Below are 16,056 nucleotides of genomic sequence, written 5' to 3' on the forward strand. Positions count from 1 at the left end.
TCAAGGGTTCTCCTGACGCCCTTCCTCTTGTATGCCCGGACGGAAAAGGATTTTATGACAGACACCGACCTTGCTTCGCGCTTCATCAGGGAAGAAGAGCGTTTTCCGTCCAATAAACGAAAGAGCAATCGCATGCGCAAAGTCCTCTTTTTTCCCGATAATCCTGACAAGCATATGTGTCCAGAGTGGAATACCACAGTGAGTGGTCTCCGCCAGCGGTTCACCCAACGTCGTAAAAGTGATGCCTTGTCCTTCACCTGCGACAGGATCGCGTCGTACGGAGTGTCTCCTCCGTGATCTATGCTGGTGCAACCGCATGGGGTCATGAGCAGGCTCACTGCGGTGTGTTGACCGGAACCCCCAGGTCATTCGCCCCAGGGGACGGATGGCAATATCAAGAGCGGTGTCACCATAGACCGTACGTGAGGAGGGAACAAACACCGCTGCGCGTACCACAGCAAGTCCACCCAGACCATCTTCCAGGCGATACCCCTTTTGTAAACGGAACATGGCTCGGCTCTCTACTGTTCCAAGGACGATTTGAGGTCGCCTCATCGTCCAGTGCGCAGAGGTATTGGCCTCGACAATCAGCCCAAAAGAGCCTGGTGGAAGAGGGTGGCGTTGCAGTTCCACGCTCTGAGCCGTACGATCTTTGAGATAGGTCTGGTAGGCTCCCTCGCCGTGCAGCGAGTGTTTCGGCGGCAGGCGGTCATAGCATACTGTGTAGGAAGCCTCCTCGTTCATTCAGCTCGATCCCTCTCCAGCGCAGGCCTCCAGAAAAGCGAGTAATGGCACTCTGGACACAGAGGCGCGGGCAACATAACGATCTCCCCCATGATCTTCGCACGGTCCAGGAATAATTCTCCCGCATGGCTGGCACAGTACCACTGGGTACACCGAGGACATTGGACGGAGGCCGAGGCATTACAGGATTCTCCATAATGACATACAGCGCTCACGTGCGCTTCGACGACAAAATGTGAGACGGATCTGGTTCCCTCTTTGGGAACTCGGGAGACCAGATAGCCCCACCTTTGGGTTTCCTGATCGAAGTAGCGGTCACTGGCGAGATACGCACGGTCCCCCTCCCAATTGGAAACGACGACCTGCGTACCACTTCCACGAGGGGCTGGTGGCTTTTCTTCTTGTTGTTGACTCATGACATCCTCTCCTTTTTGCGAAAGAACTGTCTTCTCGCATGCCATCGTGCAAGCAGAACAACATGGCTTCAGCATCATACTGCACCATTGCGGTCACTCGCGGACGTTCTTCACATGGGCATCCAACAGCATGCAGTTCTTGGACAGTGCTATTACTCCTCAACAACATCCTCATAATTTGGCCCAATAGCATACCCCACATTCTCATCCAGGTTCTCTTTCTGCTCTGATGAAAGGGCTTCGCCAGCTACTACCTGACACAATGCCACGTGCAAATTCCGTACGAGCCGTCTCAGCATCTTAATTTCAGCCAGTTTGGGAAAAATGGCACAGTGTTGCGGATGACAGACCTCGCACAGATAGCGATGGCAACACGAGTGCAAATCCCTCACATACCTTGTATTACAGGCACTACATTTCATTCTCTTGTTGTGTGGCACTGCTCTCAAACCTTTCCTTTTGAAATCTGATTTCTCTTTCCCACCTACTGAGCCCCTGAGTATGTCTCGAGTGCTCAGTATCCATTCATTGCCCCTTCTCTGCTCCAGCTACACTCTAGGCACTATGCAAAGCATAGTGCGGAAGCTGAAGTAACATACAGGCCCACGCTTCAAGCTGTCCTCCCTGCATCTGGCAGCCACAACGATGGCTCCACGAATGAAGTATGTGTTGCCAGGGGGTCGTGACTATACGGCCTTCCCGATGGTAGTGAGGTAATGGGTGTATCTGTAGATAGGAACCCGGCACTGTGTTCCTGTCCTGCGATCTCCTCGATTTCGATCTGGCGCTGAGGAAATCGCAAGGCGCCCACAGCGTAGTGCTTGCGTACAAACGCAATATAGCCTTTGGCTCCGCCATAGTGCTCCATCAATTTCTTTGGCCTGACAGACTGGAAGCGGCCATGTGGATCGTAGCGGTCACTGTATCCCATGTGTAGGCGAAACTCATCCCACGTTAAAGAGATGCGTTCGGCCTCAAACATAAAGATGAGGGGATATTTGTCCTTCCCCCAGAGTACTCGTGATAGTTCTGGGGACTGAACCGGAAGAACATACTTCACCCAGCCAAGGACGGGAATCTCACCACCTACACGCGTTGTGCGCATGAGCAGGACATAGTCTCCTGCGGTGAGATTCCCTAGCACTGGAGCCTTCTCCGGCACGCCCCAGCAATAACACTGACCGCCAGGGAAGAGTCGATGAAGGACTGCGTGCGTCTGCTCGCGATGCTCGTCGTCCAGCACACAGCAGATGCTCTCGATATTCTGGGTGTTATAGAGCGTTTTCGGGGCATCCGTGTCAAATCCTTCGATGCCAATATGATGAAGATACAATTGTGGAGGACGCACCATTTCTATTCCTCTCTTCTTTCTCACGTATCACATCAGAATCCTCGTCCATCCGCGTTCAACTCCAGTCGTGTACGGCGCAATTGCTGGACATCCACTTCCGAAAGCCATGCACAGGAGACACAAATCCGTTTCCGTTGGCGCATACTGGGTTGCGACCCATCCAGTTCTTCAGCCGTCATATCAAACCAATACCCAACATCAGAGATATGTTCCTCGCAATAGTACCCTCCACACCCGGGGCAGTAGTGAGTTCCATCTTCTGAACAGTCCATCCGGATTCCTTGATACTCCTGATGCTGATGCATACAGGGAATGGTGTCCAAGATATACTTTGGCAGCAAGAGTGGTTGCCAGACAAGTTCCCGTGTCGATCTAGTCCTGGGGTAATCAAGAAATGAACGAGGCTTTTCTTTCGTTGGAAGTTGATCAGAGTCCAGGAGATCGAGAAGATCGGGGGCATAGGCATCAAGCGTCGCCAGACACGTTAGCCGGCACTCTTCCCTACGCCAGTCACCAGTGCTCACCTCTCCTTGTCGCCTATACATTGGTGAGTCGCCATAGGCACGAAACGGAACGACTGTTACCTGGATCGTCCTACAGGTTCCATTCTGGGTAGAAACAACCTGGAATCTGCCCATTTTGGTCCCAGTGATCCATTGCACAACCTCCTCATTCACATCCTGCCGAGAATAAGAGGGGACAGGATCACTGTAACCGAGCAGGGACCCGCTCGTTGCCGTATAGGCATAGCGACGCTCGTTTCTGGAAAAATACCAGATAGACATGGTTGACCGCTTGCCGTGCTCAATCACGAGCGCCTCTTCTTGTGAGACCTGGCACAAAAGCGTTGCAATAGCCAGATCCAGCCGCCGACTTTTCGGCGCGGAAAGTAACAATTGTGCAAGTATTGGTACGGTACAGGTGGATGTGGTTGCTTCCATGAGTTATTTGCCTTTCTACACAAAACAGGCATTCTCCTCAGCAGTACCAAAGATACTGCTGAGGAGAATGCCTGTTCTCCCAATCATTGATACGGCGATGGTATCCTCACCGGGCAGCGATCTAGCGGGGTTTCATAGCCTCATCCTCCTTCTTCCTCTCCGGTCACGAGGTGTGCATGCGCAGCAACAAATTGTTGTAGTAAAGAGGCTGCCAGCGTGCCATCATTGGAGGAGAGAAGCGTGAGAGCTACTTCTGGGACAAAACCATCATTGATGTAGCTAGGACGGACCCGTATCCTTACCTGAAACTCAAGATGAGGGTATTCGTATTTGAGACAATGTAGGAACGCTAGGGCTGGCTCTTTGAGGAGATACCACAGTTCCGTCGAACCAGCTATTTCCCCATGAGCACAATAGGAATGCCCTTGTAACCCCTGTCGTTCAAGATCAACTGCGATCATAAGAGATGCCTTTCATAAGGGCAAGGAGAATCTGGTCGATCCTCCTTATGTTGAGCATACGAGCACTATTCCTGATGTTTTCTTCCCACGCTCGAAGAAGCAGGCATAGCCCTGGCAAGCAGGGCTTCTACCGATTAACGCTCATGGGCATAACGACATAGAGGGTCTCCTCACCAGGCACTCCACCTAGTGGCCGCGCCACGACTGGCCGCGCCGACGAGGTCAACTCAATCGCAACTTCTGGTGCCTTCGTCGCTTTCAGAAACGCAAGCATATATTGACAATTGAGGATCGTCTGAACAGTAGGGCCTGTGACCCCTCCAGAGACTTCATGCACGGTTGGCTCCGGCAGTCCCTCGGCCGTGGCCTCAATCCATGCCTTGTCCTCCACAACGCGTAATGTTGTGATATTGCTCGCATCTTTGGCGACAGGCAAAAGAGCCTGGTAGCCGCGCAATAATTCGGCGGTCGCACAAACGAGGCGGGTATCCCACCCTTTGGGCACGATGCCTCTATAATTTGGGTACGTGCCTTCTATCGGTCGAAGCAAGATCGTCGTCGTCTCTGTGGTAAAACACACCTGGAGGGCTTTCAAGAGTGTGGGCGCATCGCTTATGGCCTGTCCATTTTTCTCCACGGCTTTATCACAGGTAAAACGCACCTCGATATCAACACCGCACTCCTTCGGCAAAAGCTTCACAATGTGCACGAAGTATTTTGCAGGAATGAGGACGGGATACTCCCAGGAGCCCGCACCAGGCACCTCGACCCCATGTTTCAGGAGGCGAAACGCATCGGCGGTCACCATCGTCAGCGTATCCTCTTTGAGTTCGGTATAAATGGCCTGAAAGATTGGCCGAGAATCATCTTGTGCCGCCGCATAGGCAGCCTGATTCAGCATCGTCGCCAGTTGCTCGCGAGGAAGGCAGAGCTGTTGCAGTGGCGTTTCAAGCACTTCATACGTATAGGTATTGGTTGTACGCTTCTCTACCTCGAACTCGTCTCTCGTTTCTGTATACCGATCTCCGGCCATACGGACCGTTGGCCCAGTTGGATAGTCCTCCGCATCCATGCCCCGAACAAATTTGCGGCCAGCACACGCGATTTCGATGGAGCCCTCCAGTCGTTGCACCACAATCTCAGCCTTTTTTGGGAGCGCCTTAACGGTGTTGAGCAACTGTTGGTAGTCCACAGCGTATGTTCCCTCCTCTGCAACTGTGACCGTCACCGCAGCAGTGAACGTGACGAGCATCGTCAGATCAGTCATCGTGAAGATGACCGTGCCTTCCTTCGCCTCGATCAAGACATGATTGAGGATTGGGAGTGCGCTCCGACCCAAACACTTTACCGTCTTGAGGGCCTCCATCATTTCTGCCTGGTTGATCGTAAACTGCATATATTTCCTTTTCTTGGCACAAAAAAGCGCCAGCAGACAGGTTGAATTCTGTCTGCTGGCGCGTGTTCAGCCAGCTTATGACTATTCGGCTACTTTTGCCGCAGCAATTGCATATCGGCACGCTCCAGCGGTGGACGTAAGCACGATGGGGTCTTCCGGGCCGCCGAACGCGATCTCCACCAGAGGGGCATCAATACCTCTGAGCATCCGGGGCAGTTGCCAGGGACTGGCAGCTACGCTGACAGCCTGACCTGTTCTGCTTAGAACAGATACCTGGTGTAACGCCAACTTCGGAGTCAGTTCGTGCTTCGTTTCGATGCTCATTCCAGCCTCATTGACGCGAAGCCAGAACGCATGGCGATACACCTGTGCCACGCGCGCAACGGTTTCACAAGCAGTGAGCAAGTGAGCAGTCGCACACACCACACGTGTCTCATCTGTCCTGGAGAAGAAACGTTCCAACCCTTTGGGGAACCCTTCTTCATTCAACAAACTTATGGTAATCTGCATCGCCCCGGCCAAGAAACGGATCGCCTTCGCTCTGAGCAGTGGTGCATCAGATACCTCTTCTTCATCCCTCTTGATGCGCTGATACTGTTCAAACACCGCTTCCAGAGACAGTTCTCCCTCTTGTGGCGGGAAGAGTTTTAATACGTGCTTTAATTGCTTGGCAGGAATGAGCACTCCATGTTCCCAATCCCTGGTATCTGGCAACGGCTCCCGGCACTGGGCGATACAGGTACGATTGCAGGCTTGGAGTAAGATCTCTCCTCCTTTTATGCTCAAATGGACTCCCGTCAATGCCTGACCTCTCTGCTCATCCCTCGATCCAACCGCCCACTTGACTCGATTGAACATGGAGACAAAGCACTCCCGTTCGAGGCGCGCTTGCTGCGTTGTCCTGGCAACAATCCGATACAGATCCAGGTGTTCTTGGCGCTCACGGGAACCACACGTCGGGCAATTCCCCCAGTGAATCTCCTTCTTCGTGTAGGTTGCCCCTTCTTCCAATCCAGCGACCTCCCCTGGAAAGTCGCTGGTTCCCGCAATGGGCGTTTGCCGCTTCAGATCACCCAGATGTTCGACGATGAGTATTTGCTCTTCCTGTCGTAGGGTAACGAGCCCATCGGTGTTTTTGAGCAGCTTCACTAATGCCTGATACTGAACAGCATAGTGTCCTTCCTCGGCAATCACGAGCGCTTCGGTGAACTCTAAGCGTACTCTTACTGAAGATGTTTCTCGCGTACTCCACAGAGATGGGGGTTCTGTGCAGGTGCATAGTGTGAGCTTCCCATCCTGTACCTGGAGTTGAACGAACGAGTGCATGCGAGAACGAAGAGAGACCCGTTTTAGCGCCTCCAACAGAGCAGATGCATCTACAGTAAATTGCAAGGCTTTTCCCTTTCCAAGAATGAAACATGAAAAAAGGCGACCAGTCGGTCGCCTTGTCTAGTGTCAGCAGATCGCTATGAATGACATCAGTAAATCTCAACTCACCGGATTCTCTAGCAATATATAGAAGAGGGCTTTCCGCCAGCCTCTTCCGGCATCCTCTGGCCTGCCAGTTGCGGCGGCTGTCATGGTACAGAGCCACCACCGCTCTTCTGGCCTGAGCCCTCGCCAGTTCCGAATGGCCGTTCCGACGCCAAAGCTGTCAAGTTGCTGCTCGATAGCCCATACCAGGACCAACAATTCTTTACCCAACAGGCGCTCTACCTTGTTCTCCCCTGGACGCCACCGGCCTGTGGGAAGATGTTTCTCCTTGAGCCGTTGATTGAACTCGTAGCGAACATCTTCCGCAATAGCAGCCCAAAGGTGATGAGCAAGGACACAACGTTCCACGACATCCGTTTCCCCATACTGCTCTGCAATCGTGACGGTGCTCCTTCGATCTGGAGGAATCGTTACCACGAAATGATGGGCAACACTCTCACCGAAGCCTCGGGTCTGACGAGGCTGTTTTGTCCTCACCTCATTCCTTTGATTATCCATGAGACTTCCATGCTCCACTGAATAACAACAGTTGGCCAGGAGCTGGTCCCAGTGCGAATTCTCGCGGCTCCTCGACCTCACGTTGCGCGTCTTGTCGTAGACATTCGGCAAGCGAGAAGGCGTCAGCTCCCAGCAGGTCTGGAAACAAGACCAATTGCAGAAGAGAACCCTCTCGCACAGACATCAACGTCGTATCACGTGTCATAGGTGGTGGTTCCTTTCTCTACGATCATACGAGCATGGCATATGGCAACAGCAGCAGCGTCGGCAGCATCATCTGGCCGAGGAATGGTCGAGAGCCTGAGCTGCACACGTACCATTTCCCCCACCTGGGGTTTCCTTGCGTTTCCGTATCCCGTGACGGCACGCTTAACCTGCGAAGGAGTATACTCAGCAATGGAGAGATGGGCCTGTCTGAGAGCGAGCATGGTCACTCCACGCGCATGACTGACGGCAAGTGCAGTCTTGCGATTCTTGCCGAACAAGAGGAGTTCCATCGCCGCTTCAGTAGGCTCATACATGGTAAGTAGCATGGTCAATTGTTCATAGAGCGATTGCAGGCGATCTGGCAACAGCAAATGCTGCGAGGTCCGAAGCACGCCGCAGGTGCGTAGCTGCAATTCCCCATGCTGTCCGTGTAACACGGCATAGCCAGTAATGGCAAGGCCCGGATCGATGCCGAGCATTATCCGTTTCTCGGGTGGGGAGCGTATTCGCCAATCGATAGAGGTCACATATGTCTCCTTGGCACTAGTATCGTCGTCATCCAATCGTTGTTTTTGACGAAGCCCGAAGCGCATCTATCTGTCGCTGCGTGTGCATGCCAGCATAGACGACGACACCTCTCAGCAGGTCAGCAAGCCTCTCCACTACATCTTCCCCTAGTTCCTGCGCAACCAAGCGCGCACATGCCCGATATGCATGCTCTTCAGCGGTGGATCTGAGGAGTGCGGCCAGGAACGCTTCGGAGAGGTTGGTCGTCGCACACACTTCCAGTCTCAAGAGCAGCGATTCACTCAGCAGTGCTTCCCGCTGGGGGAAAAGACGCAACAGCATAAAGTGGAGGGGAAGGACCTTCACCACCTGGCGTAACGACGCCAGTTCAACTTCAAGGGTTTCGCACTCTGCATCCAACTGCATGCAGACGGACTCCAGATGCGGCGTAATATTCCCACCCTGCTGAATATACACAAGAGCCCCCAGGCGCTCTTCAAGGTGTGAGAGGCCCTCCATCAGCCTCTCAAGGCTCATGGTAGGCGAAGCAAGCGATGGCGGAACATGTTCGCATTGTTGGGGTCGCTGCGGTTCCACCGCTTTCGTTAAGGTCCGTTTGCACGGCTTAGGAACCGTGATTGACGGGTCGTGATAGGCATAACATGCCTCAACTGTCAATTTTCCTTTGAAGCCCTGCACCGCTCCCAGGTGCTCCACACGTGCATAAATTGCCCCTGGCGTCATCCCGCCACCCGATAATTCACCGTTTGACACGCTTGCCTGAATCAGATTGGCTGCAGGAGTCGTCCGCTTCACGTACTCATGCAGCACACGAAAGGTCTCCTCCGTCAACAGCAGTTCCTCCTCGCCGCCCGGGGAAGACCCAATGTTTTCGCCGTCCGGTCAAATGCGGAGACATGGAGCGCACTGATGACTTTGACCGGGAGTTTCTCGTTGAGCAAGAAACACATGAGTACCTGGTCCCGAAGTCCCTGACCTGTATCGGGCTGGTGCTTCAAAGAACGTGCCTGCTGCTCGGTAAGCCGCTGATCAGAAGAGAACGTCATCACCGCTTCTCTCCCATCCTTTTCATCGGGAACGCCACCTGTGCCAAAGCGGCAAAAGGCAGGGTCAGCAGCGGAGGTGCCTCGCTGGGTGTTCGAGGCGACTTGATGGAGACCGCCTCTCCCTGATTCAGACATGCTACCGCAGTGCTGATATACCATGTCTCGTGTCGGGGCGCAGCACGAATAAGATCTGTCAGCGCCCGCTCATACCCCTCTCGCCGTGCCTGTTCAATCGCATATTCCAGCCCGGGCGCGAAGTAGTGAAGGGTTGCGTCGATCAAAAGCACCCGCCTCGTCGGCGCTTCGTAAGGATAGGACTTCCAGATGGCGTAGAACGAGGAGACGTTGAGTGTGTAGCAGAGTTGGCTGGCCCATCCTTCGCTCCGAAACGCGCTGCAAATCTTGCCGTCACAACGGTCAGGGAGAAAACACTCCTCACCATCTGCATTATTTCTCCTGATTTTTCCGATCACAAAGAATTCTTCCGAACTGCCCATCACTGTGGGCCAGGGTTGTTTCTCCTCATCGGGAGCATAGAGGTCACTTTGGACGAGACGGAGCCGCTTCAGCCGATACGGTCCTTCTCCAGTATCCATCAATCCGTTCCTTTCATACAGGAGCAGGGGGGATCAATGCTCTTTTTTCCCCTCCCTCCTCATCCGAAAATTGCCAAAGGGGCGGGTGGCCGATGAGGAGGACATGCGATGCGATCAGATCGTTCAACAACGCCAATCGCTCGTGTTCGTGCCACATGCCACCCACCCAGGAACAGTACACAGCCTCCTCTCTTCGGTAGGGAGCCAACCGATCGCGCACGCGCCCCTGCCCCACGTACAGCATCTCTGGCTGGTTAGCCAGCTTGAGGCGATAGAGGCCAACCGTCTCCTTCAGTGGTGCAGCATCTTTCACCGCCACCCAACAGGACCAGTGGTGGCCGCACCAATTGAGGTCATCAGGAAGGGAACGTTCAAGATCGCCAGCTGGGACGCTAGCCGGAAGATGACTGTCATTGCGCCTCGGCGTGGGATAGCCATGAAAGTCACTTGCCTGGCCTTTGTGAAAAGTCGAAGCAAGATACCCACGTGGCATCCTGCCAAAGTTCGCCAGAAACCGATCGGGATGCCACGTGCGCTGACGCGCAATCGCAACACACTCATATCCCAACCGTAGCGAGCGGGACACATCGCCAAGCTCCATGACGGAGACCTCGAAGCTGGCCAGAACCCGTTCTTGCCGAAGACGCTGCCGAATAGCCCACAACGGCGGCCCGGCAATATGCGGGCTTTTAAACGGCATGGAGTTTCCAAAGACCGCCTTGAAGTGTCCCATACGTGTCCGCAGGTCGCCGGATTGGCCAATATAGACAACAACAGGAAAGCTCATGCGATGAAGGGAAATAACGATACGGATGCGGTAGAGGCCGGAACACGCTGGAATACGCGCTTCCCGCCAGCATCCTTCCAACGGCTGCCACGAAGACCAAGCCCGCTCACAGGAGGGATGCGTATCCATCAAACAAAGCCTTCATGGTAATAGCGCCGATACTTCTCACGCGACCTGTCGTCTATCTGCAATGGCAATGTTGTGGGCAATGCTGCTGCACAGACTCGTGCCTCTTGCAACAGAGATGAATCTTTGAGCACACGAATAAAGGTCCACTGGCCTTCTAGAGAGAGCCGGCTCTCTCCGCGATCAAAGGCATCGCGTATCGCTTCACGCTGATCGATAGGCGCATACCAACACCCCTCCATCAGTTGCGTCCCATCGGCCAGCAGCGTCGTATGCAGTGCCAACCCGCTCATTTTTCCGTTGAATTTGAGCAAAAGCGCATCGTTGACGAGCAGGACCGCTTGATCGTCCATGGACAGCTTCAACCGGCGCTCGGCCGCAGAACACAAAAACCAATTTGAGTAGGTAGGAAGTACCTTGAGTGGGAGCATTGCAGAAGAGACCTTCCGCAGTCTTGGCGGCAGCCAGTAAATGGAAAGTTGCGTGAACAGAAAGGCCAACTCACGGCGATATTCAGCAGGGTCCAGGAGCATGCCTTCGATGATCCCAAACACACACTCGTGCCGGAGCAGGAAGGGAAGTGGTACTGGACCTGCGGCTTCCACGACATTACTCACGTCGTCTCTTTTTCTGATGAGCTTTTCCAGGATAGAGAGCCGTCGTTCTTGATGCACATCAGGTGCAAGTAGACTTGCCTTTACCGCATAGTTGATATGTGGAGGAAACGTGTCCAGCACAGTGCGCAATAGAGGACACTCCTCAAGGGCCTGGAGTGCCATGAAAATGGGAGGGAGCGATTGCTGGAGGAACGGTTTTTCCTCCATAAGCGCATGAACGGCATCAGCATGACAAAGCGGTACACGATGCTCATGGATGGAAAGGGAAGTTAGCAGATGGTTGGTTGGATAGAGCGATGAATACAACATGGTACGCGTACTCCTTTAAGAAACTACAAAAAGAGCAGCGAATTGATATTCGCTGCTCTTGCACGACAAAATGGAAAATTTTAACGGACGAGTGTTTGTCTAGACGGGCGGAGGTATATCAGACAGAGGAAGATGCTTATCTTCTTTCATTGGAGAGAGCGCTTTACTGCGTGCAGCGGGAATGATTCGCGAGGCGGCCTGGGCAAATCCCTGATATCCAATGTTTTTTGCCCAGATGCGTAAAAGTTCAGCGACATCCCTTTTGCCACGAATGTTCACCAGAACGTCTTGCGTCTGTGGGTCTCGCCAGAGGAGAGGTGTTTCCAGAATACCAAACACTGTCTGTCTGAGTCGCACAGGAAAACCATATTCGGTCATGACTAATTCAGGATCTGGGTAGCGCTGTTCTTTCACCGTGTAGTAGTGTGCCACCAGGACATGCCGCCGCTCTCCTTGCAGAGAATCAGCGATAGGCCAACTTTCGATGATCAGCGACATATAGGGTTCATTCTCTACAGTTAGGGTGAACTGCTCTGTCGTTGTCTCAAACTCTTCCCACAGTTTGGCCGCTCGTACCACCTGGTGCACGCGCTGAAGCAGCAGTTCACCTGCGCTTTTGCTCATACGCCTCCCCTTCGTTCTGCGGCAGGGCCAAGAGGATACGTCTTCCTTGTCTCTTCCTGTAGCGAGAGGACGGTTGCTCTCACTTCGACAAAGGTTTTTTTATCGCGCATCTGCGATGTAGCTTTGTGGTGTGCTGCCTCATAGGCCGCGCGATAGCCAGGATGCCCCATGCCATCGGCCCCGTACTCAGAAAAGCGCACATGAGGAAAGAACTCGTTTTCCAGTGCCTCCAATTCGGCTCTCGCACGAAACACACCAGGGAAGTAGTAGACAGGCTGCCCAATTTCAACGGCCAGCACAATAGTTGGATCAACGATCTGTTCGCCGCTCATTAGCCAGCCATGTTCCATCAACACCACGCGATCAGCATCCTCAAAGACCATCCAGCCTTCCACGAACAGACCGTGCGGATCAAACAATGCTGGGAGAGCAAAGACCAAGGGATACGTATTTTCATAGCAATGCCCCCAAACAGCTCCAAATTGCACCGCAATAAGGAAGGAGAGGGTATACTCGTCCTCAGACAACGCTCTTCCCTGGGTCTCCTTCCCTGCGTTTCCATGATCGCCTTCTTGGACCTGAACATCCATCGAAAACCCTCCTTTCCGAGAGCAACAGGAAGCCCCTATTCGCGGGTCTGCGAATAGGGGCGATCAACAGAAAACAACGTGTATCAGTCGATGTGCGATGGGAGTGTCATCAATCAGCTCATCCAGATATCTCGCGCCATCTTCTACGAGCAAATCAACTCGCGAAGACGCTCTAATACAACACCATGGTACTCCTCGCTTACTGCCATCTCTGGGTTCTGGCAGGCTGATGCAAGGACACCACGCAGGAACCAGTAGAGTTCGTCCGCTCGGAGAGCGTCATGCTTCTTGATCTGCTCATTCATGAAGTGATGCAGAGAGGGATTGAGATCGCAGAGAGAGACTGATCGTTCCTCAGCGGAAAGCCACTGCTGGAAACGGTTTTCAAATTCCTCGACAGACGATTTCAGGCTATCAACGGTCCTCAGCGATTCCTTCACCCATGCGGCCATTTCCGCTGGCTGACGGAGTAAGAGTCGGGTAAACCCTGCCCAGCAGAGATTCGTTTCATACCGAATGTAGAGGGCAAATTGCTTTTGCTCCGCTGTATGGGCGCAGGAGAGCAGCACCATGCTAATTAAGTCGTGATTATTGGAGTCGATGGTAGTCTTGGCATTATAGTGCAACCCTCTTCCAAAGGTTGCGGATTCACAGCGGCAGTCACGGAGGGAGGCATCCTCGACATCGATGTCTCGCAGATTACTGAAGGAGAAGTCGGCATCCACCAAAGAAGCTGCTTGCAAACTAGTGTCGAGCCAGTCGCCATAACCACACTTCGCCTCTGTCAGGATAGCATTATTCAAGACTGCATGCCTCACCGTCGCATGGGTGAGATTGGCCCGAGCAAAACTGGCCTGAGTCCCTTGAGCATAGTTCAAACAGGCTCCTACCAGATTGGCCTTGTTCCAAAGAGAAGCGGTCAAAACAGCATCTGCAAAGGTTGCTTGCATGGCGCTCACCCACGAGCAGGTCGCGTGTGAGAATGTTGCTCTCGTGAAATCAGCGCGCGTGAGCGTTGCGGCATGGAGATTCGCATGAGAAAGATCAGCACGCGCAAAGATTGCGTCCGTCATCTCCGCTTCACAAAGCACGGCGTACTGCATCTGCACTTGGCGGCCCTCCACCCTGCTCAGATTTGCACGCGTGAAATTTGCATGAGAGAGGTTACTTCCCGTGAGATTCGCCTCCTGCAACATGGCCCCCGTAAAATCGAACCCCTCAAGATCCATCGAAGACAGATCTTCCTTTCGCAAGTCACCCCCCTGAAAATCCTTCTTTAAGAAGGCAGAGAGGCGTACATAATCCAGTGGCTCTGACGGCAGCATGTGATGATGGACGAGTAATTTGTGAAACAGTCGTTCTGCCTTCGCTTGTGGGTAGTGTGTCGCCGCCAACCTCAGTTTCGCTAACAACTGTTGGTTCGTGCAAAGCAAGCGATAAAATGTATTGGTCGTCTGCATATTCGTTGTAGTACGGCACGCTCTGAAGAGTTCGAGGGCGTGCCGTCGCTCCTTTCACCAAAAACATGCGCTCTTGCTTGAGAGGGGACCAGTGTTCCACAGGATAGAGGAAGATCATTATAACCAGTGGAACGGGCTGCTCTCAAGCAAGAGCGCAAACAACGACAATTTCAAGGGAGAAGCACGCTACAGGAAAGAACTACCATGCTTCTCTCGGATAGAAAAAGGCTTGATGTTTCTAGGGCATTATTGAGTGGCTCGAGTGAAGAGTGAACTAGCCTCGTGGTAGTAGAGCTAGTCCAGCGGGTCTGCCAAGCGGAGCACCCTGCTCACATTGCTATAATTGTGGAAGGCGACAGGAGATGCGCACCAACAGCGTATAGACGTATGGTGAAGCGTCTCCTTATTGGTTCGTCAAGACACGAAGCTGGTGAATCACCGCAGCGTGCTGCTCTTCGCTCAGTACTATCCCCGGTTGCTGACAAGCCGAGGTGAATACACCGCGCAGAAACCAATAGAGTTCGTCTTTTTTGAGGGATGCCTGCTTCCTAATCTCCTCATTCATCAAGTGATGGAGGGATGCATTGATGTGTCTGAGTTCTACGACGAGTCCCTCGCCGGCAGCCCAACGGGTCAGGTACCGCTCATATTCCTGGACAGAAGCCTGCAAGCTCTCAACACTCCACAGCGTTTCCTTGACCCACAGCCTCATCTCCGTCGAGTGACAGAGGAGCAGCTTTGTAAACCCGGACCAACAGAGATTCGTCTCATGCCGAATATAGAGGGCAAACTGCTTCTGTACCGCTGTCTGAGCGCGGGAGAGCAACACCATACTGATCAAATCGTGGTTGTTAACATCGATACTCGTTTTGCTGTTATACCGTAGCCCAGCAGTGCCAAACGCTGCAGCGCGGCACGAACAGTGATCGAGGGAGGCGTCCTCTACATTAATCCCCTGAAGGTTACTCAAGGAGAAATCCGCCCGCATGAGCGTAGCTCTTTGCAGATTCGTGTACGACCAGTCGCTAGAGGAACAGGTAGCCTGTCTCAGATTTGCCTCTTTCATCACAGCATGCGACACTGTCGTGTACCGCAACCGTGCCTGCGCAAAACTGACCCCTGATCCCTCTATTGCGTTCAAACATGCTCCCTCCAAATTCGCCTCATCCCAGGTAGAATCTGTGAGCACAGCATACGCAAAATAGGCCTGTTGTGCCTGTACACGTGAGCAGTTGGCATGGGAGAGCGTAGCCTCGGCGAAATTCGCACGTGTCAGGTTGGCATCAATGAGATTGGCCTCAGTCAGATCCGCGTGCCTCAAGTCTGCGTCACATAGCGCTGCCTGACGCAACACGGCTCCTTGCAGTTGCGTGTGATAACAGCGCGTTCCGGTGAGATTTGCACGGGTAAAGGTTGCCCCACGGAGGTTGGACCCAGAGAGATTCGCTCCCTGCAGTTGGGCTTTAGCAAAATTGAAACCCTCAAGATGCAGGTTAGTGAGGTTTTCTTTCTGCAAATCCACACCTTGCAAATCCTTCTTGAGAAAAGCGCAAAACCGTGCGCACTCATCCTCTGACAACGGCATAGAACGACGCGAGAGGAATTTCTGAAGCAACCATTCTGCCTCCTCTGCGGGATAGTGGGTCACGATCCAGGTCATTCTTGCTAGCAACTGGTGTTTGGTACCAAGCAAGCGATATAGTGTCGTCGCAGTATGCATGATCATACAATGACGCCCCAACACACAAGCGTCTTGAGGCGTCCTCCTTTCATCACGAAACAAGCTCTCACGAGAGCAGCATGCTCCTGTATCGTGAGAGAGACACAACACACAAGTAGGAATAGGAGAGTGCATATGCACTCTC

19 protein-coding genes are annotated in these 16,056 nt (G+C 53.2%); all 19 read right to left on the reverse strand.

What is annotated here, in order from left to right:
* The gene (locus tag K3T83_RS52985; RefSeq protein ID WP_220211219.1) at nucleotides 1-744 is read right to left on the reverse strand and encodes a hypothetical protein; all 744 of its coding nucleotides are present in this window, start codon (nucleotides 742-744) and stop codon (nucleotides 1-3) included.
* Nucleotides 741-1,160 carry a hypothetical protein gene (locus K3T83_RS52990; protein WP_220211220.1) on the reverse strand — a complete coding sequence of 140 codons (420 nt, stop codon included), beginning with the start codon at nucleotides 1,158-1,160 and terminating at the stop codon, nucleotides 741-743. Before K3T83_RS52990 ends, K3T83_RS52985 begins: the two co-directional genes overlap by 4 nt.
* Nucleotides 1,161-1,770: 610 nt before the next feature.
* Nucleotides 1,771-2,511 (reverse strand): hypothetical protein, encoded by a 741-nt coding sequence (locus K3T83_RS52995; protein ID WP_220211221.1) that lies wholly within the window; start codon nucleotides 2,509-2,511, stop codon nucleotides 1,771-1,773.
* 32 nt (nucleotides 2,512-2,543) lie between these two features.
* Complete coding sequence (locus tag K3T83_RS53000) at nucleotides 2,544-3,452, reverse strand: hypothetical protein (protein WP_220211222.1); 909 nt, start codon at nucleotides 3,450-3,452, stop codon at nucleotides 2,544-2,546.
* 140 nt (nucleotides 3,453-3,592) lie between these two features.
* The gene (locus K3T83_RS53005; protein WP_220211223.1) at nucleotides 3,593-3,913 is read right to left on the reverse strand and encodes a hypothetical protein; all 321 of its coding nucleotides are present in this window, start codon (nucleotides 3,911-3,913) and stop codon (nucleotides 3,593-3,595) included.
* A 127-nt stretch (nucleotides 3,914-4,040) separates the two neighbouring features.
* A complete protein-coding gene (gene dnaN / locus K3T83_RS53010; RefSeq protein WP_220211224.1) occupies nucleotides 4,041-5,309 on the reverse strand; it encodes a DNA polymerase III subunit beta in 1,269 nt (422 codons plus the stop codon).
* 81 nt (nucleotides 5,310-5,390) lie between these two features.
* Nucleotides 5,391-6,701 carry a DNA polymerase III subunit beta family protein gene (locus K3T83_RS53015; protein ID WP_220211225.1) on the reverse strand — a complete coding sequence of 437 codons (1,311 nt, stop codon included), beginning with the start codon at nucleotides 6,699-6,701 and terminating at the stop codon, nucleotides 5,391-5,393.
* Nucleotides 6,702-6,797: 96 nt separating this feature from the next.
* The gene (locus tag K3T83_RS53020; RefSeq protein ID WP_220211226.1) at nucleotides 6,798-7,301 is read right to left on the reverse strand and encodes a DUF3780 domain-containing protein; all 504 of its coding nucleotides are present in this window, start codon (nucleotides 7,299-7,301) and stop codon (nucleotides 6,798-6,800) included.
* The gene (locus tag K3T83_RS53025; RefSeq protein ID WP_220211227.1) at nucleotides 7,294-7,506 is read right to left on the reverse strand and encodes a hypothetical protein; all 213 of its coding nucleotides are present in this window, start codon (nucleotides 7,504-7,506) and stop codon (nucleotides 7,294-7,296) included. Before K3T83_RS53025 ends, K3T83_RS53020 begins: the two co-directional genes overlap by 8 nt.
* Nucleotides 7,496-8,035, reverse strand: coding sequence for a crossover junction endodeoxyribonuclease RuvC (gene ruvC / locus K3T83_RS53030; protein WP_236065343.1), 540 nt, complete (start codon nucleotides 8,033-8,035; stop codon nucleotides 7,496-7,498). The genes K3T83_RS53025 and ruvC overlap by 11 nt, the downstream gene beginning before the upstream one ends.
* Nucleotides 8,036-8,063: 28 nt before the next feature.
* Nucleotides 8,064-8,867: a hypothetical protein gene (locus K3T83_RS53035; RefSeq protein WP_220211229.1), complete on the reverse strand. Its 804-nt coding sequence runs from the start codon at nucleotides 8,865-8,867 to the stop codon at nucleotides 8,064-8,066.
* Entirely contained in the window at nucleotides 8,864-9,082 is a 219-nt protein-coding gene (locus tag K3T83_RS53040; RefSeq protein WP_220211230.1) for a hypothetical protein, read from the reverse strand. The genes K3T83_RS53035 and K3T83_RS53040 overlap by 4 nt, the downstream gene beginning before the upstream one ends.
* The gene (locus K3T83_RS53045; protein ID WP_220211231.1) at nucleotides 9,082-9,678 is read right to left on the reverse strand and encodes a hypothetical protein; all 597 of its coding nucleotides are present in this window, start codon (nucleotides 9,676-9,678) and stop codon (nucleotides 9,082-9,084) included. The genes K3T83_RS53040 and K3T83_RS53045 overlap by 1 nt, the downstream gene beginning before the upstream one ends.
* Before the next feature lie 13 nt (nucleotides 9,679-9,691).
* Nucleotides 9,692-10,594: a hypothetical protein gene (locus K3T83_RS53050; RefSeq protein ID WP_220211232.1), complete on the reverse strand. Its 903-nt coding sequence runs from the start codon at nucleotides 10,592-10,594 to the stop codon at nucleotides 9,692-9,694.
* Nucleotides 10,594-11,517: a hypothetical protein gene (locus tag K3T83_RS53055; RefSeq protein WP_220211233.1), complete on the reverse strand. Its 924-nt coding sequence runs from the start codon at nucleotides 11,515-11,517 to the stop codon at nucleotides 10,594-10,596. Before K3T83_RS53055 ends, K3T83_RS53050 begins: the two co-directional genes overlap by 1 nt.
* Before the next feature lie 99 nt (nucleotides 11,518-11,616).
* The gene (locus K3T83_RS53060) at nucleotides 11,617-12,141 is read right to left on the reverse strand and encodes a DUF6908 domain-containing protein (protein ID WP_220211234.1); all 525 of its coding nucleotides are present in this window, start codon (nucleotides 12,139-12,141) and stop codon (nucleotides 11,617-11,619) included.
* Entirely contained in the window at nucleotides 12,138-12,731 is a 594-nt protein-coding gene (locus K3T83_RS53065) for a hypothetical protein (RefSeq protein WP_220211235.1), read from the reverse strand. Before K3T83_RS53065 ends, K3T83_RS53060 begins: the two co-directional genes overlap by 4 nt.
* A gap of 143 nt (nucleotides 12,732-12,874) precedes the next feature.
* Complete coding sequence (locus K3T83_RS53070) at nucleotides 12,875-14,191, reverse strand: pentapeptide repeat-containing protein (RefSeq protein WP_308441745.1); 1,317 nt, start codon at nucleotides 14,189-14,191, stop codon at nucleotides 12,875-12,877.
* Between the two features lie 403 nt (nucleotides 14,192-14,594).
* A complete protein-coding gene (locus tag K3T83_RS53075; protein ID WP_220211237.1) occupies nucleotides 14,595-15,917 on the reverse strand; it encodes a pentapeptide repeat-containing protein in 1,323 nt (440 codons plus the stop codon).
* Between the last annotated feature and the right edge of the window lie 139 nt (nucleotides 15,918-16,056).

This window comes from Reticulibacter mediterranei (assembly GCF_016587455.1).